Origin of the sequence: Pseudomonas sp. Os17 (genome assembly GCF_001547895.1) — a bacterium.
Lineage (GTDB): Bacteria > Pseudomonadota > Gammaproteobacteria > Pseudomonadales > Pseudomonadaceae > Aquipseudomonas.
The window spans coordinates 2,632,537-2,658,956 of the sequence record NZ_AP014627.1 but is presented as its reverse complement, the minus strand read 5'-3'; the positions used below and the strand labels follow the sequence as shown (position 1 = coordinate 2,658,956).

Below are 26,420 nucleotides of genomic sequence, written 5' to 3'. Positions count from 1 at the left end.
GAGGCAGCGCCTTAAGCTGGCGCCGGTGCAATCCGCATCGCCTTCCCGGAGCCGCCCGTGCCCCCGATCCACGACATCAACTGGCCGTTGTGGCTGTCCACCATGCTGCCCATGGCCCTGAGCGCCGGGCCCGGCAACCTGATGGTGGCCAGCTCCGGCGCCCGCAGCGGCGTGCGCCGCTCGCTGCGCTTTATCCTCGGCCTCGACCTGACTTACTGGCTGCTGGCCCTGCTGGTGGGGCTGGGGCTGTATCACAGCCTGGCGGCGCAGCCGCAATGGCTGTGGAGCCTGCGGGTGGCCGGCAGCCTGTACATTTTCTGGCGCGGCCTGCGCCTGTTGCTGCGCTCGCGGGGCTTGTCAGCCGCGTCGGACGCGCCCCTGGGCTTTCGCGATGGCGTGCTGTTGCAACTGGGCAATGTGCAGGGCCTGGTGATGCTGCTGGTGATGTTCTCGACCTTCAGTCCCGGCACCGACGCCGGCAGCGCCGTGGTGCTGGTGCTCAGCGCCGCGCTGATCGCGGTCAACCTGTTCGGCCACCTGCTCTGGGCCAGCCTGGGCTCCAGCCTGCAGGTGCTGCTACGGGACCGACCGAGCTTGCTGGTGGCGCAGAATGCCCTGTTCGGCTTGCTGCTGATGGCGGTGGCCATGTGGATCTTCCTGCGCGGCGCCTAGTGCGCCAGCGGCCCTTCAGCCGGCCTGCAGCCCGTGACGCAGCAGCAGCTCGCAGAGAAACCTCGCCACCTGCTCGACCCGCTCCTGGCCCTGGGTCGCCTGGTTGCGCAACAGCCAGATGTCCGCGCGGTGAACCGGGGTCTGGGGCAGCACCCGACGCAGGCCCAAGGGCTCTGCGATATAGGCCGGCAAGGCGGCAATCCCCAGCCCTGCCTGCACTGCCTTGAGCTGCGCCTCCAGGTTGCCGGTGCGCATCCACAGCGGCTGGCCGCCGCTGAGCTGATCCAGCCAGCGGGCCAGGGGCAGGTGTTCCAGGGCCTGGTTCCAGCCGATCAGCGAATGCTGGCCCAGGTCCGCCGGTTTCTCGGGGCAGCCATGGACCGAGGCATAACCCGGGGAACAGAACAACGCCTGGGTCAGCTCGCCGACCCGACGCAGGGTGAAGTTGCCGGCCTCCGGCCGCTGCAGGCGCAGCAGCAGATCGCTGTGGCTCTGGGTGAGCTTGACCGAGCGCGCGGCATTGACGAAGTCGAAGCTGATCTGCGGGTGCTGCACGCGAAACTGCGCCAGCGCGGGAATGATCAGGTGGCTGCCCATCAGTTCCGGGCAGTCGATGCGCACCACCCCCGCCATGCGCGCACCGGGCTGGGACATCTGCCGCGTCATCAGCTGGAAGCGCTCTTCGGCCTCCAGGGCCATGGGCAGCAAGGCCTGGCCGGCCTCGGTGAGGAAATAGCCCTGGGTGGTCTTCATGAACAACAGGGTGTTCAAGGCCTGCTCCAGCACCAGGATCTTGCGTGAAACCGTCGAGGCGGACACCTTCAGCGCCTGCCCGGCGTCGGTGATGTTGTTGGCATTGGCCACAGCGATGAAAAACCGCAGATCGTCCCAGTTCACGTTTACCTGCCCTATCCCTGAAAACCCAGGCCCGGGATCTTATGCGATATCGCCAACGCGGCGGTCAGACTTTTCTCAGGTAAAGTGCCCCAGATCTTTACTGCCCACGGATCGGGAACCTCTCATGCTGGAACTGCACACCCCCCGCCTTCACCTGCGCCCCTTGGCCCCCCATGACTGGGCGTTGTTCCTGAACCTGCACAGCGACCCGGACAACCTGCGCTATGTCTGCGATCCGCTGTCCCGGGCCCAGATCGAGGAGCGCTTCACCTCACGCCTGCCCCGCTGGGACCTCGACTCGACACACTGGCTGTGCCTGGTGATCCGTGATCGCGAGTGCGGCGAGGAGCTGGGCCTCACCGGCCTGCGCATCAGCGACAGGGACGCCGCCGAAGCCGAGGTCGGCTACCTGCTGGCGCGCCATCACCAAGGCCGGGGCGTGGCCGCAGAGTCGCTGCGCGGGCTGATGGAGTACGCCCGCCAGGGCCTGGGCATCAAGCGCCTGGTGGCCACCGTCACCGACGGCAATGCGGCCTCCTGCCAGGTCCTGGAAAAGTGCGGCTTTGTCTTCCTGCGCCGCGACGAAGGCGCGTTCCGCCAGGGCGGCGAAGACTTCGACGACCTGATATTCAGCTGCCCGCTGACAGCCTGAACCCGGATTTGCCAGCGCGGCCCCACCCTCGCAGCGTGGTTTTTTCTTGACAGTGAAAAATCTCAACGGCTATTGTCTGACAACCTGACTGCCACGGTTTTTCCTTCCCATGCTCGAACTCCAGCGACCTGACTCCCTCGTTGTCCGCGTGGTCAATGCGATCCGCAGCGAGATCGACTCCGGCCGCCTGGCGCCCGAATCGCGCCTGCCGACCGAGCAGCAGTTGGCCGAGCAGTTGAACGTCAGCCGTTCGGTGATTCGCGAAGCCATCGCCCAGCTCAAGGCCGACGGCGTGCTGATCGCCCGGCGTGGCCTGGGTTCGTATATTTCCAAGACCCCGGCCGGCACCGTGTTCCGTTTCCCCCAGGGCAACGGGCGCTTGCCAGACCTGGCGCAGATGTTCGAGATGCGCCTGTGGATCGAAACCCAGGCGGCGTCGATCGCCGCCCAGCGCCGGGACGCCACCGACCTGCAACGGATGCAGCAGGCGCTGCAGGAAATGCACGACAAGCGCAGTGATTTCGAAGCCGCAGGGTTGGCCGACGTGGAGTTCCACCGGGCCATCGCCGAGGCCAGCAAGAACGACTACTTCGTGGCCTTCCATGATTTTCTGCGCAGCCAGCTGACCAGTGCCCGCAAGGCCGCCTGGGAGAACTCGGCGCTGCGCCAGGTCGGCGGTTCCGCCGATGCCACCCAGGAACACCAGGCGCTGTACCAGGCGATTGCCGCCGGTGACCGCCAGGCCGCGGCCGGTTGCGCCGACGCCCACTTGCGCGCTGCGGCCAAGCGCCTCGGCCTGGAGTTGCCCACTACGAATTAAGCACAGCGGCACGCTTGAGGCTTCAAGCGTCGCGCCGCGAGGTTTTGTCGGATTAGTTAGTCTGACAACCTGATAACCAGACCAAAACAGATTAGAGCCAAGGTATCCAAGAACAATGACTTACGACTTTTGCATCATCGGCGGCGGCATCGTCGGCCTGGCCACGGCCATGGAGATCCTCAAGCGCCAGCCCGGCGCTTCGCTGGTGATCCTGGAAAAGGAAAACGTCCTGGCCAAGCACCAGACCGGGCACAACAGCGGGGTGATCCACGCCGGCATCTACTACGCGCCGGGCAGCCTCAAGGCCGACCTGTGCAAGCGCGGGGCCGAGGCCACCAAGCAGTTCTGCCGCGAGCACGGGATCAAGTTCGAGGTCTGCGGCAAGGTGCTGGTAGCGTCCAATGCCCTGGAGATGGAACGCATGGAGGCCCTGTACCAGCGCTCGCAACAGAACGGCCTGAAGGTCGAGCGCCTGGATGCCGAGCAACTGCGCCAGCGCGAACCGAACATCGTCGGCCTCGGCGGGCTGTTCCTCGACGCCACCGGCATCGTCGACTACCGCGAAGTCTGCGAAACCATGGCCCGGGTGATCCGCCGCGAGGGCGGCGAGATCTGCCTCAGCCAGACCGTCACCGCGATCCAGGAAAGCGCCGACAGCGTCACCGTCAGCAGCCACGGCGGCAGCTGGCGGGCGAAGAAGCTGGTGGCCTGCGCCGGCCTGCAATCGGACCGCCTGGCGGTGATGGCCGGGGTGAAGATCGACCACCAGATCATCCCCTTCCGCGGCGAATACTTCCGCCTGCCGGCGGCGAAGAACAACATCGTCAATCACCTGATCTACCCGATTCCCGACCCGGAGCTGCCGTTCCTCGGCGTGCACCTGACCCGCATGATCGATGGCAGTGTCACCGTCGGCCCCAACGCGGTACTGGGCCTGGGCCGGGAGAACTACCGGAAGTTCTCCATCAACTGGCGCGACGTGGCGCAGTACGCCAGCTTCCCCGGGTTCTGGAAAACCATCTGGCAGAACCTGGGCTCCGGCACCACCGAGATGAAGAACTCGCTGTTCAAGTCCGGTTACCTGGAGCAGTGCCGCAAGTACTGCCCGTCCCTGCAAGTGGAGGACCTGCTGCCCTATGAAGCGGGGATCCGCGCCCAGGCGGTGATGCGTGATGGCAGCCTGGTGCACGACTTCCTGTTCGCCGAAACCCCGCGCATGTTGCACGTGTGCAACGCGCCCTCGCCCGCCGCCACCTCGGCGATTCCCATTGGTTCGATGATTGCCGACCGGATTTTCCAGGCCACCTGAAACACAGCGCGTCACGCCTTTGCGGTGCAGCGCCCAGGCCCTGCCCAGCGCGTCACGTGTCGCCGAAACAGCCCGCGGCCGCCCTTGGGGCGCGTCGCGCAAGGCTCGCGTCAACTCGACAATAAATACAATGATTCATGAGGAAGTACGGAAATGAGCGCAGTTGAAACCAGCAGTACTGCAGCGGAAACCCCACAACAGACCCAGAAACGCCTGCGCAAGGTCGCGGCGGCCACCATCTTCGGCTCGATGCTGGAGTGGTACGACTTCTACCTCTACGCGACCATGGCGGCCATCGTCTTCTCGAAGATCTTCTTCGATAACAGCAACCCGAAAAGCGCCACGCTGATGGCCTTCTCGACCTTTGCCATCGGCTTCATCGCCCGGCCCTTCGGCGGCATCCTGTTCGGCTACCTGGGGGACAAGTTCGGCCGCAAGCAGGTGCTGGTGCTGACCTTCTGCCTGATGGGCGTGTGCACCGCGCTGATCGGCCTGATTCCCAGCTACGCCTCGATCGGCATCTGGGCGCCGATCCTGCTGGTGGCGATCCGCATCATCCAGGGCCTGGGCGCCGGTGCCGAACTGTCCGGCGCGGCGGTTACCTCCTATGAACACGCCAGCGAAGGCAAGCGCGGCAGCCAGGGCGCCTGGCCGGCACTGGGGCTGAACCTGGGCCTGCTGCTGTCGTCGCTGACCATCTACCTGCTGACCATCAACGGCAACGAGTTCCTGCTGGCCGGCGGCTGGCGCATTCCGTTCGTCTGCAGCATCGTCCTGGTGGCGGTGGGCCTGTGGGTGCGCAACAGCATTCCGGAAACCCCGGAGTTCAAGGAACTGAGCAAGGAAAGCCAGAAGGCCAAGCCCTCGCCGCTCAAGGCGCTGTTCAAGAACGACCTCAAGGGCCTGGCAGTGGTGTTCTTCGTCGCCATTGGCTACAACGCCCTGAGCTACATCTTCAAGACCTTCTCCCTGGCCTACCTGACCCAGTACAAGAACGTCGATGTGCACGTCACCTCGCTGTCGGTGACCATCGCCAGCCTGATCGCCATCGTCGCCGTGCCGTTCTTCGGCTGGCTGTGCGACAAGTGGAGCAGCAAGGCGGTGCTGATCCTCGGCGGGGTGTTCTCGGTGCTGTTCGCCTACCCGTTCCTGGCCCTGCTCAACACCGGTGAAAGCCTGATGATCTACATTGCCATCGGCGTCGGCACCGGCATCCTGGCGCCGATGATGTTCGCGCCCCAGGGCTCGTTCCTCAGCCGCCAGTTCCCGACCGCCACCCGCTCTTCGGGCTTTGGCACCGGGCGCGAAATCGGCACCGCGATTGCCGGCGGCCTGGCGCCGCTGGGGGCTCTGTCCCTGGTCACCGCCTCGGCCACCCACTCCACCGACGGCGTGGTGATCATCCTCGCGGTTGCCGCCGTGCTGGTGGTGGTGTTTGCCCTGTGCGACCAGGGCCGCAAGCACTCGGCATTCAAGAACTGACGCAGTGTTGAACCTCCACAGCGCCCCTGGCGGCCTGTGGAGACTCTGCTAAGGTGGCCGCTGCATTCGAATCACGGGCCACCCCATGCAATCTTGCAACGCATTCGGCGTCGATGCCGATGGCTTGATCACCCTCCCTGCCGAACCCCCTCTGCAGCCCGAATACCTCGGTGTGCTCGACGACCTCTGCGCCCGCTTGCACGCCCCGGCCAGCCCGCCGCTGCACAGCCTCTACCTGTATGGCAGCGTCGCCCAGGGCACAGCCAGGCCCGGGGTCTCCGACCTGGACCTGTGCCTCATCCTGCAACACCCCGCCACCCCGCAGCAGCTGCGCCACCTGGAGCAGCTGCGCCAGGCGCTGCAAGCGCGGCACCCCCGGGTGTCGAAGATCGACTTCGACATCGGCCACCTGGCCCAGGTGCTGGCCGCGGAAAACCTCGACAGCTGGGGCTATTGGCTCAAGCATCATTGCCGCTACCTGTCCGGCGAGGACCTGCGCCGGCGCTTTGCGCCCTTCAGGCCCAGCCGGGAGATTGCCCTGGCAGTGAACGGCGACTTCCAGAGGGTGCTCGACGACTACGCCGAGCGCATCGAGGGCGAGCGCCAGCCCGCGCAAATCCTGCGCCTGCAACGCGAGGCATCCCGCAAACTGATTCGCGCCACCCACCTGTTGCGCGCAGAACAGGAGCCGAGCTGGCCTCACAGCCTGGATGAACATGTGCGGTTGTTCGTGCAGCGTTACCCCGACATGGCCGTGCCCATTGCCGAGTTCCGCCAGACCGCCGAAGCCGGGGCCGCCGCCTGCGGCAGATGGTGCAGTGGATGGCCGCAGAGCACATCCGGCCGCGAGCCAGGAACTAGCACGGGGACCGACCACGCCCCGGCCATTGCTGCATGCCGCGAACAGGCCCGCGCCGCCCTGCCTGCCCTGTTGCCAGCCACCCTGGAACGGGTCAGGCCAGCAGCACCTCGATCCCCAGCTGCCGATAGCCCTGGATATCCGCCTCAGGCACTTCCTGCTCGGTGATCAGCCGCTGCAAGCGCTGGCACGGCACCACCACAAAGGGCTCCATGGCGCCCAGCTTGTCGGCGGTGGTCACGGCGATGACTTCGGCGGCGCTGTCGAACATCGCCTGCTTGATCGGCACTTCATCGAAATGCAGGGAGCTGATGCCGATCTCCGGGTGAATCGCACAGACCCCGGTGAACATCAGGTCGGCCTTGATCCCCTGGATCATCCGCAGTGCTTCATGACCGCTGGCGGACAGGGTGGCCGGGTTGAGCTGGCCGCCCACGAGAATCACCTTGACCCCGGGGTATTCGGCCAGGGCCACGGCAATCATTGGCGAAGCAGTGACCGCGGTCAGGCGGATGTCGGCCGGCAGGGACTGGGCGATGTGCAAGGTGGTGGAACCGGAATCGAACAGCACCGTCTGGCCGTCTTTCACCCATTGCACGGCAAACTGCGCCAGACGCAGTTTCGCCTCGCTGGTTTCGCCGACCCGCGTGAAGTAGTCCTTGCCGCTGTCCTTGGGACGCGGCAGCGCGCCGCCGTGGACCCGCTGCACCAGGCCGGCCGCATCCAGCTCGGCAAGATCGCGGCGGATGGTGTCTTCGGACACCGCGAAGTGCCGGCTCAGCTCGGCGGCCAGGACCTTGCCGTCGCGCTCCAGGAGCAGGAGGATTTTCTGCCGGCGCACCGAAGGCAGTTCGGCGTGATGCTGCTGATCTTGCATGTTATTGCCCGCTTTTGCGTGTTTTTGCGAGATTAGCCAAGCCCTCTGCCGAACACAAGCGGGCGCGATCAGGGAATCAGTTGAGGCGGCCGTGCGTTGTACAGCGCGGCCTCGCCCAAGCGCTCGCGTACCAGCGCCTGGGCTTGCCGGGTCATCTGGTCCAGATGCCGGTCGCGCTTTTTCTCCGCTTCCAGCATGGCCTTGCGCCCGTGCTGGGCCAGCAGGTAGGTGTGGATCTGCCGCACTTCCAGCGATTGGTAGATCGGCGCCACGTCCAGCACCGCCAGCAGGCCGTCGCTGCCATGGTCTTGGGTATTCATCAGCACCTGCGGGCCGCGAGCACTCAGCAGTTGAAAGCCCAGGGCCTCGAAGCACGCCACTTTGGCCACGTGGCAGGCCAGCTCGGCATGGGGGTAACGCGCGCGCATGGCCTCCAGCATCTGCCGGGCAATGCCCTGGCGCCGATGGCTTTGCAGCACCGCCATGTAGGCCACGGCACAGGCCCGGGGGTCGTCCTTGAGCGGCAGGTACAGGGTGAAACCCAGTACCTTTTCAGGGTCCTGAGTGTCGGTGGCCACCACCAGCTCTACCGCGATCCCCCGGGAGCCGTCCATGGCCTGCAGGTACAGGTGCACCTCGTAGCCGACGCCGTACTGGTACAGGTTGTACAGCGGGTTGCTGGGGGCGATGGCCACCGCGCTGATGTCGCTGATGTAGTCCACCACCATCTGCTGGATCTGGCTCTGGATGGCTTCGGGCGGCGGGGCTTGGAACAGGGTGATGCTGGACATCGAGGCGGTGACTCCGAGGATGGGGGCATGCCCGGGCATGGCGGGCGGCGCCATGATAACCCGCTGCGGGCCGCTCAGGCGCACAGCCACGCCGGTGCGGCGGGCACGCGGGGTCGTCGAACAGGCAGGCAATGGATTGAGGAGGCTGCGGATGCCGGCCGGGCCGGCAGGTTGCGCGCCCCTCTTGGGGGCGGCGCAACCGGCACAGGAGACGGCGGCACGCTGGCCGCCGCAGTGCCCCGCCCGACGAACGCGGGCGGGGCCGAGGCTTACAGCGCCATGTCGGCCGCTGGGTTGCTCTCGGGCTTGGCCATGCTGGCCGGAGCCTGAGGCGCTGCACCTTTCACCGCAGGTGGCGGGGTCAGTTGCAGCACTTCGGCGGTGTAGGCCCACTCTTTGGCCACACGCTCGGGGCTGTCGTTCAGGGCGGTGCCGTAGCTCGGTACGATCTGCTTCAGCTTCTCTTGCCAGGCTGGCGTCGCGACCTGGTCCTTGAAGACTTTCTGCAGCACGCTGAGCATGATCGGCGCGGCGGTCGAGGCACCTGGGGAAGCGCCCAGCAGACCGGCGATGCTGCCGTCCTGGGAAGCGACGATCTCGGTGCCCAGTTTCAGCACGCCGCCCTTCTCTTCGTCACGCTTGATGATCTGCACGCGCTGACCGGCCTGCCACAGGCGCCAGTCTTCTTTCTTGGCGTTGGGGAAGTATTCCTTCAGGGCGTTGAAGCGGTCGTCATCCGAGAGCATCAGCTGGCCGGCCAGGTATTCCACCAACGGGTACTGTTCGATGCCGACTTTGGTCATCGGCCAGAAGTTGTGGGTGGTGGTGCTGGTCAGCAGGTCGAAGTACGAACCTTCCTTGAGGAACTTGGTGGAGAAGGTGGCGAATGGGCCAAACAGGATCACTCGCTTGCCGTCCAGCACGCGGGTGTCCAGGTGCGGAACCGACATCGGCGGTGCGCCCACCGAAGCCTTGCCGTAGGCCTTGGCCAGATGCTGCTCGGCCACGGTGGCGTTATCGGTCACCAGGAACGAGCCACCCACCGGGAAGCCGGCGTATTCGTTGGCTTCAGGAATGCCCGACTTCTGCAGCAGGTGCAGGGCACCGCCGCCGGCACCGATGAACACGAACTTGGCGTCGGTCTCGGTTTTCGAACCGTCCTTGAGGTTCTTGTAGGTCACGCGCCACGAGCCGTCTTCATTGCGCTCGATGTCCTGCACTTCGCTGGACAGCTTGAGGGCAAAGTTCGGCTGGGCCTGCAGGTGGGCAACGAACTGGCGAGTGATCTCGCCGAAGTTGACGTCGGTGCCGATCGGGGTCCAGGTCGCAGCGATCTTCTGCGCCGGATCACGACCTTCCATCATCAGTGGCACCCACTTCTTGATCTGCTCGGCGTCTTCGGAGTACTGCATGCCGCTGAACAGCGGGCTGGCCTGCAGGGCCTCGTAGCGAGCCTTGAGGAACTTGATGTTGTCATCGCCCCAGACAAAGCTCATGTGCGGCGTGGAGTTGATGAACGAACGCGGGTTCTTCAGCACGCCGTTCTTGACCTGCCAGGACCAGAACTGCCGGGAAATCTGGAACGCTTCGTTGATCTCGATGGCCTTGGCGATCTCGATCTTGCCGTCCTTGCCTTCCGGGGTGTAGTTCAGCTCGGCCAAAGCGGAGTGACCCGTACCGGCGTTGTTCCAGCCGTTGGAGCTTTCTTCAGCCACGCCATCCAGGCGCTCGACCATCTCCATCGACCAATCCGGCTGCAGCTCATTGAGCCAGACCCCAAGGGTCGAACTCATGATGCCGCCACCGATCAGCAGCACATCCACTTTCTTCGGCTCAGCCGCGTGCGCGGTCGTGAGGCCTATCGACATCGCCAGCCCGATCAGGGCCGTGTTCACTTTCTTCAACATTCTGTAGTACCTACGATAGAACGCCATCCGCCGCCCCATCCTCGATCCTGCGCACTCGGCACCTGGCGAAACAGGCATTTCGCAGGCCCTGGACACACGCATTCATAAAGAACTGGAGGGTGGGCACACAAGGCCGACGAGACTGGCTCGACCTCAGTTTTATATCGCTCGGGCGCTGACTTCTTGTCGTTTTTGGCTTCAGCTACTTGAGTGACACTTGTTTCTCAGGACACATCACGGGACATCGCCTGCCGGCTGCGAAGCCCCACTCCTTTCACCGGCACCGGCCTCGGCACGACGCACAATGCCGGCGCCCGTCACACGGGGCCAGCAGGAAAAGAAGGGTCGGGTTCAACCAAAGGAGGTAAACGAACACTGCCTGACATTGCATTCGGCAGGTTTGCCCGGACACTCCCGCCCGCTTGCAAGGACCCGATCAGGCCACTTGAAGCAAAGCATGGGGGAGGTATTTCCGCACAAACGATGAACCGATTCAGCGCAAGAATATCATTACGGCATCAGCCTGTCTTGGCCGGAGCGGCTGCCCTGGGCCCCGGACAAACCGCGACCCACTACGACACCCGCCGCAATCAATGCGTCACAACGACGCTGGCCGATCAGCGCGCCACAGCACTGCGCTGCGCCTTGGCGAGCAGCGATGGGGCGGGCATCATGAGCCCCCGCACCACCTGCCAGACCATCGTCAAGGACAAGAAGAACAACCATGCACGAGACATCCCTGCAAGACACCACCGCCCCCGAGGGCGTGTGCTTCGGCTGCGGCAGCCGCAACCACCACGGCCTGCACATCAAGAGCCACTGGCACGCAGACGGCGTGCATGTGATCGCCGAGCACCTGCCGCAATCCCAGTACTGCGGCTGGCCGGACCTGGTCTATGGCGGTCTGATCGCCATGCTGGTGGACTGCCATTCCAACTGGACCGCCATGGCCTATCACTACCGCCACGAGCAGCGTGAACCGGGCAGCCTGCCACGCATCGACTGCGTGACCGGCAACCTGGGCATCAAGTTCATCAAGCCCACGCCCATGGGCGTGCCGCTGACCCTGCGGGCCCGGGTCGACGGCGAGGTGGGCCGCAAGAGCCGGGTGATCTGCGAGGTGTACGCCGACGATGTGCTGACCGCCATCGGCGATTCGATCTTCGTCCGGGTCGATACCTCGCAGCTCGCGGCGGCGGCCCACGGCCGCGACGCCTGAGACCGGGAGCCTGAACTACTGGCCGTTGCCCGGGGACAGGTACCGGTACCCCGCCGCCCGGGCGAAATCCGCCAGATGCCACAAGGTACCGTTGGCGCCCCAGGTGCCATCGGGCACCTCGTCCAAGAGGATCGAGGTCATCAGCACCCGCCCGTCCTCTGCCGACCGGCACGCCGCCAGGGCCTGATGCAAGCCGGCGACATAGGCCTGGCGCCGGGCGCTATCGAGCACGCCGACGGGCACCTTGACCTGAATCAGGCAAGGCAGCGCCTGGGCCCCGAGATCGGCGCCGCCACAACGCCAGGTGCCCGCGGCCAGCTCCTCCAGCAAGACCCAGCACAAAGCCCGCTGACGTGGGTCCTCGCCGATCTGCTCGACGTCCAGCGCCACTTGCGTCACCTCATGCAGGATCCGCTCGCGCTGCTGGGCATTGAAGGCGCCCTGGGGAATCTTGATCAGGATGTTGGGCATCGCTATCACCACTCGAAGAAAAATGAGCCGCTATTGAGCCCCCTGCCCGGCTTGGCCAACAGCGACCGATTCGACATCTTTCGTGCATAATCGGCCAATGAACGATTTCACTGTCCTGCTGCTTCCCGGTGCCTTTGCCTCCAGCGTCGCCCTGACCTTGGACATGCTGTCCTGCGCCGCCCTGCTGGCTCCGCGCCTGGGACTGGGCGCGCCGCGCTGGCGGGTCTGTGCGCTGCAGGCAGGCCAGGTGCGCCTGGGGCAAGGCTTGCTGCTGGACGTCGAGGCCCTGGACGCCACGGCCGACGACCGCTCCTGCTGGATTCTGCCGGGGCTGGGCCTCGACACCCCGGAGGCCATCGCCCAGCGCCTGCAGCATGCGGAGGTGGCCCCCGTGCTCCAGGCCCTGCGCCAACACGTGCACAGCGGTGCGGAAGTCGCGGCCTCCTGTTCCGCGGTGTTCCTGCTGCAAGCCGCCGGGCTGTTGCACGGGCGCCGGGTGACCACCTCCTGGTGGCTGGCGCCGCTGCTGCAGGAGTGGGTCGCCGACTGCCGCGTGGACCCGGATCAGATGGTCATCGTCGATCCGCCGCTGACCACCGCCGGTGCAGCCATCGGCCAGTCCGACCTGATGTTGCACTTGTTGCGCAGGCGCTTCTCCCCGGCCCTGGCGGACGCCGTGGGACAGGTGCTGCTGATTGATCGGCGCCAGTTGCAAGCGCCTTGTCCGGTCCCGGCGATGATGGCTCAGGGCAACGCCCTGATCGCTCGTCTCACCGCCCATATCGAATCCTGTCTGCCCAGGCTGCCCAGCGTCGGCGAACTGGCGGCGCAGTTCGGCATGTCCGAACGCACCCTGGGCCGTCAGGTGCGCAAGGCCACCGGCCACAGCAGCTTGCGCTTGATCCAGCGCGTGCAATTGAACCGCGCCCGGGCGCTGCTGCAGAACAGCAAGTACTCGGTGGAAAGCGTCGCCGAACAGGTGGGCTATCAGGACGCCACCGCCCTGCGCCGGCTGATGCGCAAGCTGCTCAACGCCACGCCGCGACAACTGCGCTGAACACACCGAGCTACTGCCTCCCCGCAACCTTTGTTACATTGCCCGCCCCCTTCCCCTGACAGGAAATCAGCCCTGACCATGGACATTCAGGAAATCCAGCGCCAGTTGGCCAAGCCGGCACTGCAATTGATCCCCGGCGGCTTTCGCCCGACCCACAGCGACGAGGAAAGCTGGCTGGGCCGGGTCTTTCTGTTTCGCGAGGATGAAGAGCTGCCGCGCAACAGTGCCGGAGAAACCCTGCTGCCGTTCGCCCAGTTCTACCTGCCGGCCCTGCCCTGGCACAGCCCGCTGCTGGACGGCGTGCGGGTGCTCACGGTGTTCGTCGCCAACCCCTTCCCCGAGCCCCTAGAACCCATGGGCGAGCGCTGGCTGATTCGCGAATACCGTGCCGAGGATGTCCTGGTGCGCAAGGAGCTGTCGGCCCCGGGAGCCTTTCTCAAACCCTTCCCGGTCAAGGCCCAGGCCGTGCCCGAGGACTATCCGCTGTGGGACGGCGGTGGCGTGCCGGAAGACCTGGAGCGGGAAATCCTCGAACTGGAGCGTTCCGGGCAGATCGAGTGCTACTACGACTTGGTGAGCCATTGCTATCAGCACAAGCTCGGGGGCTACCCATCGTTCTGCCAGTCGGGGATCGATGCCGGGGACGGTTTCGAGTTCGTGATGCAGATTTCCTCCGACGCCAAGATCAACCTCAACGTGGTGGACAGCGGCAGCCTGATGTTCTGGAAGCACCCCGGCAGCGGCGAATGGGCGCTGTACTACGACTTCCATTGAGGCCCCCCGGCTAACACCGATTTCATCCGCCGGCGGATGAAATGCCCCGGCGCCGGGTGCATCATGGGCGCTGTCCATTTTCCGGGAGACTTGCATGCCCATGCGCTCATTGCTCTTGCCCGCCGCCGTCCTGTCGTTGGGCGTGCTGGCGGCCACTGGCGCCGCCGCCGACGACCAGTCGCAACTGATCGAGTCGATCAACGCCTACCGCAGCCAGCCACAACGCTGCGCCAACCAGGCCTCCTCGGAGCTGCCGCCACTGACCGGCGACCCGCGGTTGATCCTGCCGGTGGAAAATGTCGGCGACCTGCAGCAGGCCCTGGCACGGGCGGCCTACCCCATGGTCAACGTGCAGGCCATCAGCCTCTCCGGACCACGGAACGCCCAGGCGGCGATGCAGGCGGTGCGCGAGAGCTTCTGCCAGGTAGTGCTGGACCCGCAGTTCGTCGACATCGGCGTCAATCGCCAGGCCAACCAGTGGCGCATTGTGCTTGCCCGGCCGCTGCTGTCCGCGCGTCTCGGCGATTGGCAAGCCGAGGGCCAGCAATTGCTGGCCCAGATCAACACGGCCCGCAGCCAGCCGCGGCAATGCGGCGAGCAGCACTTCACCGCCACCGCGCCGCTGGCCTGGAACGCCACCCTGGGCAGCACCGCCGAAGCCCACAGCCGGGCCATGGCCAACCAGAACTACTTCGACCACAAGGACCACGACGGCCGCACCCCGGGCGACCGCGCGGAACTGGCAGGCTATGCCGGCCAGCAGGTGGGCGAGAACATCGCCGCCGGCCAGGACACGGTGCGCAAGGTGCTGGACGGCTGGCTGGCCAGCCCCGGGCATTGCGCCAACCTGATGAACCCGGCCTACCGCGAACTGGGCGCGGCCTACGCGGTGGACCCGAAAAGCGACGCCGGGATCTACTGGACCGCGATGTTCGGCGCGCCCTGAGGCCTCGGGCGCGGCGCCCGGCCGGCAGACACTGGCCGTCGACCGCGCTCACACCGGCCCCAAAATGCAAACGCCCCGATCAATCGGGGCGTTTTAGCTGGCGACAAGCACCTGGCTAGCGATTGGTCGCCACCTGACCGGCTTCCCCCTGGCTCACCAGGGCCTTGAGCGATGCATCGAATTGCTTCAGCGCGTCGACCTGCAGTTCGGTCTGCTGATTGATCTGCGCGGCAATCTCCGGCGCCGCCTTGCCGCGAACCCAGACCGACGGCAGCACCTTGGCCTGGATGCCTTCGGCCTGCCCGATGTATTGCAGGTTGGCGTCATAGAACTTGGCGATAAACCGCGCTTCCACCTTGCTGTTGCCCTTGGTCACCAGCTGGTTGTAGGTGTCGAGCATCACCACCGCATCGGGGCGAGCCTGGACCAGCGCATCGAGGCTGTCATACAGCGTCACGCTGGCGAAGTGTTTCTGCAACGACGCCATCAACCAGTTGATCGCCCGCTGCGGATCGGAGCTGTCGACAAAGGCGGCACTGATGCGCGGGTCGAGCCCGGCATTTTTTGCCCCGTTCAGCGCCACCGAGTGGTAGTGCTCCAGGTATTCCAGGGTATTGAGGGTGTTTTCGCTGTACAGCACCCCGACCGACTGGGCGTGCCGCAGATCGGCCCCGCTGTCGGCCATGGGCAGGAAGTGGCAGGAGGCGTCATCAGCGCCCTGGCTGGCCGCAGAAGCCCCGGTTCCCGCGATCAAAAGCACCACAAGGGTCACTAAAGTCGAGATTCTCATCGGGTATTTCCTTCTGCAGCAAGCACGGTGTAAGCGCTATCTTCCTCCTTTGCCAGAAAAACGGAACCTGCACTTTTTGATGATAACTATCGATTGCAGCAATGATTGACAATCGGCCCGGATGCGCCACCACAGCTGCCCAGCCGATCGCGAGCGAAGATCGCAAAACCCTGTTTTTTTGGCTTACAGCTCGCCACCACCCCGATAGAATCAAGCCCCCTTTTTCTGCAAGACGAGTCCGTTCCATGGATGCTCACTCGATACTGACCTACACCCTGGTAGCGGCGATCGCCATTGCCAGCCCCGGCCCCGCCACCCTGGTGGCGCTGCACAACAGCGTGGCCTACGGCGCCAAGTCCACCCTCTGGTCATCCCTGGGCAATATCAGCGGGCTGTTCTGCATGTCCGCCGCTGCCATGCTTGGCCTCGGCGCGCTGATCGCCAGTTCCGAGTGGGTCTTCAATGCGGTGAAAATCGTCGGCGCCGGCTATCTGTTCTACCTCGGTGCCAAGCAGCTGTTCAGCAAAAGCCAGCTGCTGAGTGCGAGCAGCGCCGGCGACGGCAAGCTCGCCCCGCCACCCCGCCTCAAGCTGTTCAAGTCGGCCTTCCTGACCGCCGCCACCAACCCCAAGGCGACGATCTTCTTCACCGCGCTGTTCCCGCAGTTCATCGATCAGCACGCCGCGCTGTTGCCGCAGTTCTTCATCCTGACCCTGATCTTCATGGCCCTGTCGCTGATCTCTCTCAGCGTCTACGCCGTGCTCGCGTCCCGAGCCAAGGGCGTGCTGACCCGGCCGGCCCTGTCCAAGTGGGTCAATCGCGTGGTGGGTTCGACCTTCATCTTCTTCGGCACCACCATCCTGGCCATGCGTCGGCAAACGGCTTAGGCAACCAGACGCCATGCACATCGACCTGTTGAATGAGGCGATGCTCGGTCACTGGGAAAGCGCTGTCGGCGTGATGCAATGTGAATTGCAGTTCGGCAGCCGCCTGATCTACGTCCAGCATCCGGGCAACGAGCCGCCCCGGCGTCGGCTCGCGATGGCGCAGCAACAGGTACAGGCCGCCTGGGACGACATCCCCCAGGCCCTGGCCTTTGCCGAGCAATGGTGTGAACCGGCCATACGCCAGGTCTGGCAGCTGTATCGGCAAGGCACCCTGGGGTGCCCGCCGCTGGAGGTCTACTCGATTCATTTCGAGCTCGACAGCCCCTGTCCGTCCTACAGCATCTCCCTGAACCCGGATTTCGACTGGGACGCCAGCGTGATGGTGGTAGACGAACTGGGACAGGAGCAGCGGGTGCCTCTGGCCGAATATGAACCTGAGGCCGAGTTCTGGCTGAGTGTCAGGCGTCTCGGCGCCGGGCACTTCCAGCACCTGGCCTGAGCCCTGCGCCTCAGCCCTTCTTTTTCTGCAAGGCCTTGAGCCGCGCACTGGCCCGCTGCACCGCGGCCATCTTTTCCGGGCGCTTCATGCGCTTCCATTTGCGGATGTCGTCCTTGGTCCGCCCGCAACTCAGGCACAGGTCGCCACTGAGCTGGCACAGGGCGATGCAGGGGTTGTCGATTTCCTTGGCCATGGCTCAACCCCGTCCCGGGCGCAGGCGCTTCAGGCGTTGCGCCCAGTCGCCGCCATTGATCCGCCGGCATTGTTCCTCGCTGTCGAAGAACACATGGGCCGCCAACGACTCAAGGTGCACATCGGCCTCGCCCAGGGCGCGGGCTGTCAGTTCAATCATCCGTGAGCCCTGGCCCGCCGCCAGGGCCTGCTCCTTGTGGGCCTGGGTATCGAAGATCCAGGCCACCACCAGGCTCGCCGGAAAGGCGGCGTAATTCACGTCGTGGGTCAACCAGGAAAAACCGACGATCTCTGCCTTGGCGGCCTCACAGGCTTCGGTCAGGGTGGCGGCCAGCTGGCGTTCCATGGCGGCTTGCCGGCGTTTGTCGAGTGGCATGAAGGACCTTGAGCAAGGGAAAAAAGGCCGCACAAGATACCTCAAACCCGCCATCCGCGGCGGCGCGTCGCACTTGGGCTAGCGCCTACAGAACCTTGCTGCCCAGGGCACTGGACAGCACCTCGTCATGCCCGTAGATGTCCGGCGCATACAGCAACTGCCCATGGCTGTCGGCCTGCACCGTCCAGTAGCTGAGCAGGATCGGCACCGGCTTGGCCAGACGGAACTCATGGGTCAGGCCGGTGGCCAACAGGTCGTTGGTGCGTAGCCGTTCCGCCGGGCTCAGCAGCCAGTCGCGCAGTTGCAGGGCCTGTTCGACCCGCACGCAGCCTGAGCTGAAGGCCCGCGGTCCCTTGCTGAACAGGGCCTGACTCGGGGTGTCATGCAGGTACACCGAGAACGGGTTGGGGAAACGGATGGCGATGCGGCCCAGGGGGTTGCGCGGCCCCGCACCCTGGCGCAGGAGAATATTGCCCGGGCGCTCCCAGTCGATGTCCTCGGCGGCCAGGGGCTGGCCATTGGCGTCCAGCACCTGCAGGTTCTGGCGGTTGAGGAAGCCCTGGTCACGGCGGATCTCCGGCAGCTTGTCTTCCTTGAGGATGGTCGGCGGCACGGTCCAGGTGGGGTTCAGGGTCAGGCGCGTGACCTGGGATTTCAACAGCGGGGTCTGGCGCTCGGCGCGGCCGACCTGGGTGCGGGTCTGCCAGACCACCGCGTCGTCCTTGTAGAAGGTCAACTGCGCCGCGGCGACATTGACCAGCACGATGTTCGGTTCGAAATCCTGGGCCAGCCAGCGCAGGCGTTCAAGGTTGATGCGCAGTTGCTCGCGGCGCTGGGACGGGCTGACGTTGAGCTCCTTGAGGGTGCCCGCGCCGATCACCCCATCGGCCTGCAGCGAGTGACTGAGCTGGAAGTTTTTCACTGCGCTCACCAGCTCACTGCTGTAGGTATTATCCGCACTGACCTGCGGGCTCGGCAGCAGGCCGCCGCGGTACAGGCGCAGGGCCAGGTCGGGGACGCGCTTGTCCTGCATGTCCGGACGCAGCAACGGGCCACCGGCCACCGCCTGCCATTGCGGCAAGGGTTGCTGGCGGCGCTGGGCATAGGCCTGGCGCAGGTTGCGGTACTGCTCAAGGTTGGGCCGCGCCTGTTCAAAGGCCGTGGCCAGATGCTCGACGCCCGGCACGGCCATCGCCAGCAGCGCCGCCTGGCGATCCTCAGGCAGCGGCTGGGCTCGCCACAACGGCTCGAAGCGGGCTTGGGACAGGCGTCCGTAATGCAGGTCCTGCAAGGCTTGCAGGTACTGCTGGCTGATCTCGATGTCGTGACACGGGTCGGCCGCCGGGCTGCTCGACGGCAGGTGGTAACGGCCAGGGTCCAGGCCGTCGTCCACCAGTTGCGCCAGCTGTGCCTGCAGGTCGGACACACGTCCTTCGACGCTCCACACCGGCTGCTCGCCCTGCTGCTGGTAGAAACCCAGCAACAGCTGTTGCTGGGCCAGATTCGCGTGCGTGGCCAGGGCCGGACAAGCCACCGCCAGTTGCGTCAGTGCCAGTTGCATCGGGCTCGCCGGCAGCGGCGCCTGCTCCCCGGCCAGCGCGACCAATGGCGCAGCGAGCAAGCACAGGCTCAAGTAACATGCGTGTTTTTTGAACAACTGCTTTACTCCAATCCGTGGCCGCCAGCTTGACGGCCAATCGTTACGGCAGATGGGGAAGTCAATCAGGCCAGGGCCTTGAATATATAGACCAGCCTGCCGGGGGAACGACAGGACGTCAGGAGCCAAAGTGACCATGGGGATGCACTATACATGTTGACCTTCTTGTGCCGATTCTGCCTGGCGGCCATTGCCCTGGGCGCCATTTGCAGTCCTTCCTTCGCCGCCAACAAACCCCGCCCCGCCGCCAGCCCCGCGCTGTACACCAGCCTCGCCCACGCCGCACCGGAACTCAATCCCCAGGCCCTGAAAAGTGCCCTCAGCGCCATGCAATGCGCAGTCGCCAGCGGCGCTCGCCAGGCCCGGCACCTGGCGGTGATCGACTACTCGCAACCGTCCACCGCACGACGCCTATGGATCTTCGACCTGCGCAGCAAGAAACTGGTGCTGCGCGACCTGGTGGCCCACGGCCAGAAGTCCGGGGAAAACTTCGCCACCCAGTTCTCCAACCGCCTGGGCAGCTACCAGTCCAGCCTGGGCCTGTTCCGCACCCAGGAGAGCTACGAAGGCAGCCACGGCTACTCGCTGCGCATGGACGGACTGGAGCCCGGTTTCAACGACCGCGCCCGCGACCGCGACATCGTGATCCATGCCGCCGACTACGTGAACCCCCTGTGGAGCCAGCGCCAGGGCCGCATCGGCCGCAGCCAGGGCTGCCCGGCGGTACGCCCGCAAGTGGCGCGCCAGGTGATAGACAAGCTCAAGGATGGCCAGTTCATGTTCTCCTGGTACCCGGACCAGCGCTGGCTGAAATCCTCGGCCTACCTCAACTGCCAGCCGCGCCAGGTGGCGAGCATCCTCAGTGCCAATGGCGGCTGAACAAAGGCGCTGAGCGCGGCGGCCAGCCCGCTGCCGGGTTGCGCCGAGCGCCGGCGACGAGATACCGTTGCCGACCTGGAACGCCACCTCGCTCGAGCCGGACCTCATGCCTTCAGCGCCCTCCCTGCTTATCCATCATCCCGGACCACGCCCGGCCTTCTACCGAGTCGCCGAACACCTGTGGGGCGCCGGTTGCAATGTGGACTCCGATGGCGACAGCAGAACCCCCGACGACGAGCAGTGGACCGAGCTGACCCTGATACTGCGCGCCTCCCCCGAGCAACGCCTGGACATCGACCCGCTGTCCCGGGAGCCCCTGGTCTTGCTGATCCGCGCTTCTGCAGCGGACCTGGGCGCCAGGGCCGCGCACTTCATCCAGTCGGTGGCAGGCGGCACCCTCCAGGCACACATCACGGACCGATAAGGACCGGGCCCTGCCCTCTGGCAATAGCCCTCCTTCCCCCACAGGCAGCGCTTTTATGAATCCACCCGAGATCGACTTTTTTCCCGACTTCATCGCCGACCCGCAGCGGTTGTTCAACCACCTCAAGCAGGACGTGCAATGGGACGAGCGCATGCGTGCCCGCAAGACCGCCAGCTTCGGCGCGCCCTATGACTACTCGCAGATCACCTACCCGGCAGTGCCGATGCCCGAGGCCCTGGCACAGCTGTGCGAGCCGATCGAGCAACGACTGGGCTTTCGTCCCAACAATTGCCTGCTCAACTTCTACCCGGACGGGCAGTCCTCCATGGGCTTTCATTCCGACGCCAACGAACAGCTGGTGGAAGGCACCGGGGTGGTGATCGTCTCCCTGGGCCACCCGCGGGCCATGGTGTTCCGACACAAGGAAAGCGCTGCCACCTTCGACTACACACTGGCCAGCGGCTCGCTGCTGCACATGTCCGACGAGTTGCAAAAACACTGGCTGCACGCGATTCCCAAGGCGCCAGGTGCAGGCGAACGCATCAGCCTGTCGTTTCGCCTGCTCAAGGTGCAATAGTGCTGGACGCGGTCAGGACCGACCCTTGACTCGCGCCCGCCCCCATCGACAATGCCCGCCTGTGCCCACCGCTCTCCAAGAGGCCCCATGCAGTTGCTTCCCTGGTCCTATCCGTGCCCCGAAGGCTTCACCCTGCGCGGCTTGCGCTCCGAACCTTCGGGCAAACCCTTGCTGCACTTTCTCCACGGCAACGGCTTCTGCTCCATGGCCTATCGTCCGCTGCTGGCCTTGCTGGCCGAGTCCTTCGACTTGTGGCTCAGCGATGTCCAGGGCCATGGCGACAGTGACCATGGCGGCCCGTTTCGTGGCTGGAACCGCACTGCGCAGCTGGCCGCCGAGGCGTTCGAGGCCGGGCGCGGGGCCTACGCCGACGTGCCGTGCTACGCCGTCGGCCACAGTTTTGGCGGGGTGCTCACCAGCCTGATCCTGGCCGAACGCCCCCAGCTGTTTCGCAAGGCCGTGCTGCTGGATCCGGTGATCTTCAGCCCGTCGATGATCAGTTCCCTGAGGCTGCTGTCGGCCCTGGGCCTCAATCGCCGCCACAGCCTGGCGCGCAAGGCCGCCGCTCGACGCCAGCACTGGCCGGACCGCGCCGCGGCCAGGGCCAGCCTGGCCAACCGGGGAATCTTCAAGGGCTGGAGCGAAGACGCCCTGAACGCCTATGTCGAGCACGCGCTGAAGGACGACGGTCAGGGCGTGGCACTCAAATGCGCTCCCGAGCGCGAGGTGGACATCTTCAGCAGCTTCCCCCGGCACCTGTGGCGCTCCCTGCGCCAGGTGCAGACCCCGAGCCTGGTGATCCACGGTCGCGACAGCTACCCCTACGTGGCCCGTTCGGTGAAGCGCTGGGCAACTCTCAATCGCCACCTGAGCACGCAGGTCATCGAGGGCCAGCACTGCTTCATGCAAGTCGACCCGGCAGCCAGCGCTCGAGCCATCCTCGGGTTTGTGCACCACGAAGGCCGCTGAAAACCCCGCCGCAGGCCCCCAGAATAGATGTCACCGTGATATCATTGCCCGGTTTCCCAGACCGGGCCGTGCATCCCGATCACCCCGGAACCCCTGGACAAGGCGCCGCCCAGACGCGCCTGCCACCCCGCCTTGTGTGCAAAAGACCGACGGCGCCATGGAGCCTGCTCCAACGCGCGCCGCATTGATGCAAACCGCGATGCCTGTCGCCGGTTGTACTTTTTGCCGCCACAAGGAACACAGTCATGCTCTTGAGAACGATGAACATTTCCCGCCGTGCAGGGTTCAGCTTCGCCCTGATCGCCCTGCTGGCACTGGGCCTGGGGGGGTTCTCATTGCTGGAAATGCAGCGCATGAACCAGCAATCCCTTGAGGTCGACCAGAACTGGCAGCCATCCATCGTTGCCGCCAACGCCCTGGCCCTGACCAGCACCCAGATCCGCACCATCACCCTGCGCATGCTGGTGGTCCGTGACAACAACGATGTCCAGGCGCTGCTCAAGCGCGTCGGCGAGCTCGACGAGCAGCTCGCCCACCAGCAAGGCGTCTACGAAAAACTGATCACTGAGGCCGAGGAGCGCAGCGCCTATGAACGCTTTCTCGGCGCCAAGGCGGCCTACAGCAAGGACCAGCACCGGGTGGTGGAACTGGTGCGCCAGGGGCAGAAGGAAGCCGCCATCGATGTCGTCGACGCCGGCCCGTACCTGGCCAACGCCGACACCATGCTCAAAGAGCTGCTCCAGATCATCGACACCAACACCCGGGGGGGCGTCGCCGCGGCCGAACACACCAGTGAGGTGTTCCATGGCGCCATCGGCATGGTCGCGCTGATCATGCTGGTCGTGGTGACCCTGACCATCGCCCTGGCCCTGCTGCTGACCCGCAGCATCGTGCGGCCCCTGGGCCAGGCCGTGGCCGTGGCGGAAACCATCGCCAACGGCGACCTCGGCCAGAGCATCACGGTCAGTGGCAAGGACGAACCGGCGCGCCTGCTGCAAGCCCTGCAGACCATGCAGGCCAGCCTGCGCGGCACCCTGCAACGCATTGCCGACTCCTCCAACCAGCTGGCGTCGGCCGCTGAAGAACTGCACGCGGTCACCGAGCACTCCAGCCAGACCCTGCACCAGCAGAGCAATGAAGTGGAACAGGCCGCCACCGCCGTCAACGAAATGACCGCGGCGGTGGAAGAAGTGGCGCGCAACGCCGTGAGCACCTCGCAAGCCTCCCAGGAAACCGACCGCACCGCCCACCACGGCCGCGAACAGGTGCAGCACACCGTGGACTCCATCGGCCAACTGGCGACGGACGTGACCCAGACCTGTGAACAGGTCGAGCACCTGGCGGTGGACGTGCGCAATATCGGTCAGGTCCTGGAAGTGATCCGTTCGATCGCCGAGCAGACCAACCTGCTGGCCCTCAATGCCGCCATCGAAGCTGCCCGGGCCGGGGACGCCGGACGCGGCTTTGCCGTGGTCGCCGACGAAGTGCGGGCCCTGGCCCATCGCACCCAGCAGTCGACCCAGGAAATCGAAAGCATGATCAACACCATCGAGGAAGGCACCGAGGGCGCGGTCAGCGCCATGCGCAACAGCAACGAGCGGGCACACCTGACCCTGGAGGCGGCCCGCGCCTCTGGGCTGGCCCTGGACCAGATCACCCAGGCCATCACCATGATCAACGAGCGCAATCTGGTGATCGCCAGCGCCAGCGAAGAACAGGCCCAGGTGGCCCGGGAAGTGGATCGCAACCTGATCAATATCCGCGACCTCTCGACCCAGACCTCGGCCGGGGCCAACCAGAGCAACGCCGCCAGCCAGGAGCTGTCGCGCCTGGCAGTGGACCTCAACGCCCTGGTGAATCAGTTCAAGCTCTGAAAAGGCCGCTGCAAGCTTCGAGCGGCAAGCTTCAAGTTCAAAGCTTGCCGCTTCAGAACGCGTAGCGGCCAATCACTTGCCGGACCTTGGCCAGGGCCAGGCCCAGATCGGCCATGTCCACCGAGCCCAACGCCAGGCGAATGGCGTGGGGCACCGGCCCGGCGCCGACGAAGGGCTCGGCGGTGGACACCGAGACGTTCTCCCGCAGCAGTGCCATGACCACCTGATCGGCCCGGACCTCCTCGGGCAACGGCAGCCAGAGGAAGTAGGCGTTCGGATGGCTGACGTAGGCCAGCCCGGTCATGACCTCCCGAGCCAGGGCCTGACGGGCCCTGGCATCCTCGCGTTTTTCCTGCTCCAGCCGCGCCACGGTGCCATCCTCGATCCAGGCGCAGGCCAGGGCAGTCATCACCCCCGGAGTGTTCCAGGTGGTGGCACGGATCGCGCGCTCGATCGGCGGCACCCACTGCAGGGGCGCCACCACGTAACCGACCCGCAGGCCGGTGGCCACGTTCTTCGAAAACCCCGAGACGTACACCGTGAGATCCGGCGCCAGGGCGGCCAGGGGCGGCGGCGGGCTGGGCGCCAGGAAGGCGTAGGCGGCGTCTTCGATGATCAGCAGCCCATGGGCCCGGGCAAGCGCCACCAGCCGCTGGCGCCAGGCCAGGTCCAGCACCCAGCCCATGGGGTTGTGCAGGGTGGGCATGGCATACACCGCGCGCACCCGCCGCCGTCGGCACAGCGCTTGAAGACCGTCGAGGTCCGGGCCCTGGTCGCCCAGGGGAATGGCCACCAGCTCCAGCCCATGGGCCTCGGCCACCACCTTGAACCCGGGGTAGGTCAAGGCATCCACCGCCACCACGTCGCCGGGCTTGAGCAGCGCCATCACCGTGGTCGCCAGGCCGTGCTGGGCGCCACTGACCATCAACACCTGCTCGCCCGCAACCGTCAGCCCGCAACCGGCCAGGTAGCGGGCCAGCGTCGCCCGTTCATGGGCGCGCCCGGCGTGCGGCTGGTAGCGCAGCAAGGCTTCCAGATCGCCAGCCAAGGCCAACTGGCGCAAGGCGTTGCGCAGCAACTCCGCCTGCCCGGGCAGCGCCGGGTAGTTGAAGTTCAGGTCCAGCGTGCCCGGCGTGGCGACCGGCTGATCCACCCCCTGCCCTGGAGGCAGGGCGGTTTCCCGAACATAGGTGCCGCGTCCGGCTTCGCCGCTGACCAGGCCCATGGCTTCCAGCTCGGCATAGACCCGGGACGCGGTGACCAGCGCCAGCCCCTCCCGCGCCGCCAGTTGGCGATGGGTGGGCAGGCGAGTGCCCGGGGCCAGTACCCCGGCGCGGATGTCGGCGGCAAAGGCATCCACCAGTTGCTTGTAGCGAGCACGGGCCATAGGGCGCTGTATCCATGACAATTTTTTGATTGTGCTGATCTTCGATCCTAGGATGCCTTCGACACAAGCTCCGCCGCCGCGGCCCCTCATCTGATGAGCACTCCCTCAATGGCACGAACATCGAACCTGCAATCACCCGCCCTGCAATCCTCCGCCAGCGGCTGGCTCAACGGCTTTATCGGGGTGCTGATCTTCAGCGGCTCGCTGCCGGCAACCCGGGTCGCGGTGCTGGAGTTCGAGCCGTTGTTCCTCACCGTGGTCCGCGCCAGCCTCGCCGGGGTTCTGGCCCTGTGTCTCCTGCTGCTGTTCAAGGAAAGGCGCCCGAGCCCGGGGCAACTGCTGCCCCTGGGTATCGTCGCCCTGGGGGTGGTCCTGGGCTTTCCGCTGCTGACCGCCCTGGCCCTGCAATACGTGACCTCGGCCCACTCCATCGTGTTTCTTGGCCTGCTGCCTCTGGCCACCGCCGTGTTTGGAGTGTTGCGTGGCGGCGAGCGACCGCGCCCGGTGTTCTGGCTGTTTTCCCTGCTGGGCAGCCTGCTGGTGGTGGGCTACGCCCTGTCCCAGGGCCTCACGGCCTCGCCGCGGGGCGATGCGCTGATGCTCCTGGCGGTGCTGGTCTGCGGCCTGGGCTATGCCGAAGGCGCCAAGCTGTCGCGGACCCTGGGCGGCTGGCAGGTGATCTGCTGGGCCCTGGTGCTGTCATTGCCGATCATGACCGCGCTGACCCTGTTCAGCGCCCCGCCCGACTTCGGCGGCATCAGCCTGCCGGCATGGTTCAGCCTGGGCTACGTCTCGCTGTTCAGCATGCTGATCGGGTTTGTCTTCTGGTACCGCGGCCTGGCTCAAGGCGGGATCGCCGCCGTCGGCCAGCTGCAGTTGCTGCAGCCGTTCTTCGGTCTGGCCCTGGCCGCCGGCCTGCTGCACGAACAGGTCAGCCTGGGCATGCTCGGGGTCACTCTGGCGGTGATCCTCTGCGTGGCCGGGGCAAAGCGTTGGGCCAAGTGACAGAAACGACAGTGGCAGGCTCAAGAGGCCTGCCACTGCTTGCGCCTTACCTGGCGACGGGTGCTGCAAACGGCTTGGGGTCTAGGTCGGAGAGATAGTGGCAAGCGCACCGATTGCGATGGTCAAGGCTAAAAATCCAAACAAGAAAAACGCCATCTTAGTCATCAGGCC

General features: G+C 65.6%; 28 protein-coding genes and 1 pseudogene. 19 read left to right on the top strand and 10 right to left on the bottom strand.

Annotated features, from left to right (window positions below; all coding sequences use genetic code 11):
- The first annotated feature begins 57 nt into the window (after nucleotides 1-57).
- The gene (locus POS17_RS12025; protein ID WP_060838751.1) at nucleotides 58-672 is read left to right on the top strand and encodes a LysE family translocator; all 615 of its coding nucleotides are present in this window, start codon (nucleotides 58-60) and stop codon (nucleotides 670-672) included.
- Between the two features lie 15 nt (nucleotides 673-687).
- On the opposite strand, the gene POS17_RS12020 is transcribed toward POS17_RS12025, so the two are convergent.
- On the bottom strand, nucleotides 688-1,569 hold the full coding sequence (locus tag POS17_RS12020) for a LysR family transcriptional regulator (protein WP_060838750.1): 882 nt from the start codon (nucleotides 1,567-1,569) through the stop codon (nucleotides 688-690).
- A gap of 124 nt (nucleotides 1,570-1,693) precedes the next feature.
- Here POS17_RS12020 and POS17_RS12015 point away from each other — a divergent pair, with 124 nt between their 5' ends.
- The 5 genes from POS17_RS12015 to POS17_RS30920 all read left to right on the top strand — a co-directional run bounded on the left by POS17_RS12015 (nucleotide 1,694) and on the right by POS17_RS30920 (nucleotide 6,859).
- A complete protein-coding gene (locus POS17_RS12015; protein WP_060838749.1) occupies nucleotides 1,694-2,221 on the top strand; it encodes a GNAT family N-acetyltransferase in 528 nt (175 codons plus the stop codon).
- Between the two features lie 109 nt (nucleotides 2,222-2,330).
- Nucleotides 2,331-3,041, top strand: coding sequence for a FadR/GntR family transcriptional regulator (locus tag POS17_RS12010; protein ID WP_060838748.1), 711 nt, complete (start codon nucleotides 2,331-2,333; stop codon nucleotides 3,039-3,041).
- A 115-nt stretch (nucleotides 3,042-3,156) separates the two neighbouring features.
- A complete protein-coding gene (gene lhgO, locus POS17_RS12005; protein ID WP_060838747.1) occupies nucleotides 3,157-4,350 on the top strand; it encodes an L-2-hydroxyglutarate oxidase in 1,194 nt (397 codons plus the stop codon).
- Between the two features lie 153 nt (nucleotides 4,351-4,503).
- Nucleotides 4,504-5,832 (top strand): MFS transporter, encoded by a 1,329-nt coding sequence (locus tag POS17_RS12000; RefSeq protein WP_060838746.1) that lies wholly within the window; start codon nucleotides 4,504-4,506, stop codon nucleotides 5,830-5,832.
- An 85-nt stretch (nucleotides 5,833-5,917) separates the two neighbouring features.
- Nucleotides 5,918-6,859: a nucleotidyltransferase domain-containing protein gene (locus POS17_RS30920; protein WP_082729857.1), complete on the top strand. Its 942-nt coding sequence runs from the start codon at nucleotides 5,918-5,920 to the stop codon at nucleotides 6,857-6,859.
- Here POS17_RS30920 and POS17_RS11990 read toward each other — a convergent pair.
- From POS17_RS11990 to mqo, 3 genes are all read right to left on the bottom strand, one after another.
- Nucleotides 6,786-7,568: a DeoR/GlpR family DNA-binding transcription regulator gene (locus tag POS17_RS11990; protein WP_060838744.1), complete on the bottom strand. Its 783-nt coding sequence runs from the start codon at nucleotides 7,566-7,568 to the stop codon at nucleotides 6,786-6,788. The two genes, POS17_RS30920 and POS17_RS11990, sit on opposite strands and share 74 nt — an antisense overlap.
- 68 nt (nucleotides 7,569-7,636) lie before the next feature.
- The gene (locus POS17_RS11985; protein ID WP_060841921.1) at nucleotides 7,637-8,359 is read right to left on the bottom strand and encodes a GNAT family N-acetyltransferase; all 723 of its coding nucleotides are present in this window, start codon (nucleotides 8,357-8,359) and stop codon (nucleotides 7,637-7,639) included.
- Between the two features lie 269 nt (nucleotides 8,360-8,628).
- The gene (gene mqo, locus POS17_RS11980; protein ID WP_060838743.1) at nucleotides 8,629-10,266 is read right to left on the bottom strand and encodes a malate dehydrogenase (quinone); all 1,638 of its coding nucleotides are present in this window, start codon (nucleotides 10,264-10,266) and stop codon (nucleotides 8,629-8,631) included.
- A 724-nt stretch (nucleotides 10,267-10,990) separates the two neighbouring features.
- Between mqo and POS17_RS11975 the strand changes: the two genes are divergently transcribed.
- Nucleotides 10,991-11,485: a PaaI family thioesterase gene (locus POS17_RS11975; RefSeq protein WP_060838742.1), complete on the top strand. Its 495-nt coding sequence runs from the start codon at nucleotides 10,991-10,993 to the stop codon at nucleotides 11,483-11,485.
- A gap of 15 nt (nucleotides 11,486-11,500) precedes the next feature.
- Here the strand turns inward: POS17_RS11975 and POS17_RS11970 are convergent, their stop codons facing one another.
- Complete coding sequence (locus POS17_RS11970) at nucleotides 11,501-11,956, bottom strand: tautomerase family protein (protein ID WP_060838741.1); 456 nt, start codon at nucleotides 11,954-11,956, stop codon at nucleotides 11,501-11,503.
- 97 nt (nucleotides 11,957-12,053) lie between these two features.
- Here POS17_RS11970 and POS17_RS11965 point away from each other — a divergent pair, with 97 nt between their 5' ends.
- The 3 genes from POS17_RS11965 to POS17_RS11955 all read left to right on the top strand — a co-directional run bounded on the left by POS17_RS11965 (nucleotide 12,054) and on the right by POS17_RS11955 (nucleotide 14,733).
- The gene (locus POS17_RS11965; protein ID WP_060838740.1) at nucleotides 12,054-13,013 is read left to right on the top strand and encodes a GlxA family transcriptional regulator; all 960 of its coding nucleotides are present in this window, start codon (nucleotides 12,054-12,056) and stop codon (nucleotides 13,011-13,013) included.
- A gap of 78 nt (nucleotides 13,014-13,091) precedes the next feature.
- Nucleotides 13,092-13,787, top strand: a complete 696-nt coding sequence (locus POS17_RS11960; protein WP_060838739.1) for a DUF1963 domain-containing protein — start codon at nucleotides 13,092-13,094, stop codon at nucleotides 13,785-13,787.
- A gap of 100 nt (nucleotides 13,788-13,887) precedes the next feature.
- Nucleotides 13,888-14,733, top strand: coding sequence for a CAP domain-containing protein (locus POS17_RS11955; RefSeq protein WP_375136242.1), 846 nt, complete (start codon nucleotides 13,888-13,890; stop codon nucleotides 14,731-14,733).
- A gap of 115 nt (nucleotides 14,734-14,848) precedes the next feature.
- On the opposite strand, the gene POS17_RS11950 is transcribed toward POS17_RS11955, so the two are convergent.
- Nucleotides 14,849-15,523, bottom strand: a complete 675-nt coding sequence (locus tag POS17_RS11950; RefSeq protein ID WP_060838737.1) for a hypothetical protein — start codon at nucleotides 15,521-15,523, stop codon at nucleotides 14,849-14,851.
- Nucleotides 15,524-15,768: 245 nt separating this feature from the next.
- On the opposite strand from POS17_RS11950, the gene POS17_RS11945 reads away from it, so the two are divergent.
- Together POS17_RS11945 and POS17_RS11940 are read left to right on the top strand one after the other, a co-directional pair.
- Nucleotides 15,769-16,410 (top strand): LysE family translocator, encoded by a 642-nt coding sequence (locus POS17_RS11945; protein ID WP_060838736.1) that lies wholly within the window; start codon nucleotides 15,769-15,771, stop codon nucleotides 16,408-16,410.
- A gap of 13 nt (nucleotides 16,411-16,423) precedes the next feature.
- Nucleotides 16,424-16,909: a hypothetical protein gene (locus POS17_RS11940; RefSeq protein WP_060838735.1), complete on the top strand. Its 486-nt coding sequence runs from the start codon at nucleotides 16,424-16,426 to the stop codon at nucleotides 16,907-16,909.
- Between the two features lie 10 nt (nucleotides 16,910-16,919).
- On the opposite strand, the gene POS17_RS11935 is transcribed toward POS17_RS11940, so the two are convergent.
- The 3 genes from POS17_RS11935 to POS17_RS11925 form a co-directional block, all read right to left on the bottom strand.
- A complete protein-coding gene (locus POS17_RS11935) occupies nucleotides 16,920-17,102 on the bottom strand; it encodes a DUF1289 domain-containing protein (RefSeq protein WP_060838734.1) in 183 nt (60 codons plus the stop codon).
- Nucleotides 17,103-17,105: 3 nt separating this feature from the next.
- Nucleotides 17,106-17,477, bottom strand: coding sequence for a hypothetical protein (locus POS17_RS11930; RefSeq protein WP_060838733.1), 372 nt, complete (start codon nucleotides 17,475-17,477; stop codon nucleotides 17,106-17,108).
- 85 nt (nucleotides 17,478-17,562) lie between these two features.
- Complete coding sequence (locus POS17_RS11925) at nucleotides 17,563-19,134, bottom strand: L,D-transpeptidase family protein (protein WP_060838732.1); 1,572 nt, start codon at nucleotides 19,132-19,134, stop codon at nucleotides 17,563-17,565.
- A gap of 153 nt (nucleotides 19,135-19,287) precedes the next feature.
- Here POS17_RS11925 and POS17_RS11920 point away from each other — a divergent pair, with 153 nt between their 5' ends.
- The 6 genes and pseudogenes from POS17_RS11920 to POS17_RS32680 all read left to right on the top strand — a co-directional run bounded on the left by POS17_RS11920 (nucleotide 19,288) and on the right by POS17_RS32680 (nucleotide 23,857).
- Nucleotides 19,288-20,013, top strand: coding sequence for a murein L,D-transpeptidase catalytic domain family protein (locus tag POS17_RS11920; RefSeq protein WP_060838731.1), 726 nt, complete (start codon nucleotides 19,288-19,290; stop codon nucleotides 20,011-20,013).
- A 106-nt stretch (nucleotides 20,014-20,119) separates the two neighbouring features.
- Nucleotides 20,120-20,437, top strand: coding sequence for a hypothetical protein (locus POS17_RS11915; protein WP_060841920.1), 318 nt, complete (start codon nucleotides 20,120-20,122; stop codon nucleotides 20,435-20,437).
- Nucleotides 20,438-20,492: 55 nt separating this feature from the next.
- Nucleotides 20,493-21,014 (top strand): alpha-ketoglutarate-dependent dioxygenase AlkB family protein, encoded by a 522-nt coding sequence (locus tag POS17_RS11910; RefSeq protein WP_060838730.1) that lies wholly within the window; start codon nucleotides 20,493-20,495, stop codon nucleotides 21,012-21,014.
- Nucleotides 21,015-21,101: 87 nt separating this feature from the next.
- Nucleotides 21,102-21,983 carry an alpha/beta fold hydrolase gene (locus tag POS17_RS11905; protein ID WP_060838729.1) on the top strand — a complete coding sequence of 294 codons (882 nt, stop codon included), beginning with the start codon at nucleotides 21,102-21,104 and terminating at the stop codon, nucleotides 21,981-21,983.
- A 245-nt stretch (nucleotides 21,984-22,228) separates the two neighbouring features.
- A pseudogene (locus POS17_RS32685) lies at nucleotides 22,229-22,999 on the top strand (MCP four helix bundle domain-containing protein); the annotation flags it as partial.
- A complete protein-coding gene (locus POS17_RS32680) occupies nucleotides 22,994-23,857 on the top strand; it encodes a methyl-accepting chemotaxis protein (RefSeq protein WP_414159969.1) in 864 nt (287 codons plus the stop codon). The pseudogene POS17_RS32685 and the gene POS17_RS32680, both read left to right, overlap by 6 nt.
- Before the next feature lie 52 nt (nucleotides 23,858-23,909).
- Here the strand turns inward: POS17_RS32680 and POS17_RS11895 are convergent, their stop codons facing one another.
- Complete coding sequence (locus tag POS17_RS11895) at nucleotides 23,910-25,244, bottom strand: aminotransferase-like domain-containing protein (RefSeq protein WP_060838727.1); 1,335 nt, start codon at nucleotides 25,242-25,244, stop codon at nucleotides 23,910-23,912.
- Between the two features lie 108 nt (nucleotides 25,245-25,352).
- Between POS17_RS11895 and POS17_RS11890 the strand changes: the two genes are divergently transcribed.
- Complete coding sequence (locus POS17_RS11890; protein WP_060838726.1) at nucleotides 25,353-26,249, top strand: DMT family transporter; 897 nt, start codon at nucleotides 25,353-25,355, stop codon at nucleotides 26,247-26,249.
- Nucleotides 26,250-26,420: the final 171 nt, after the last annotated feature.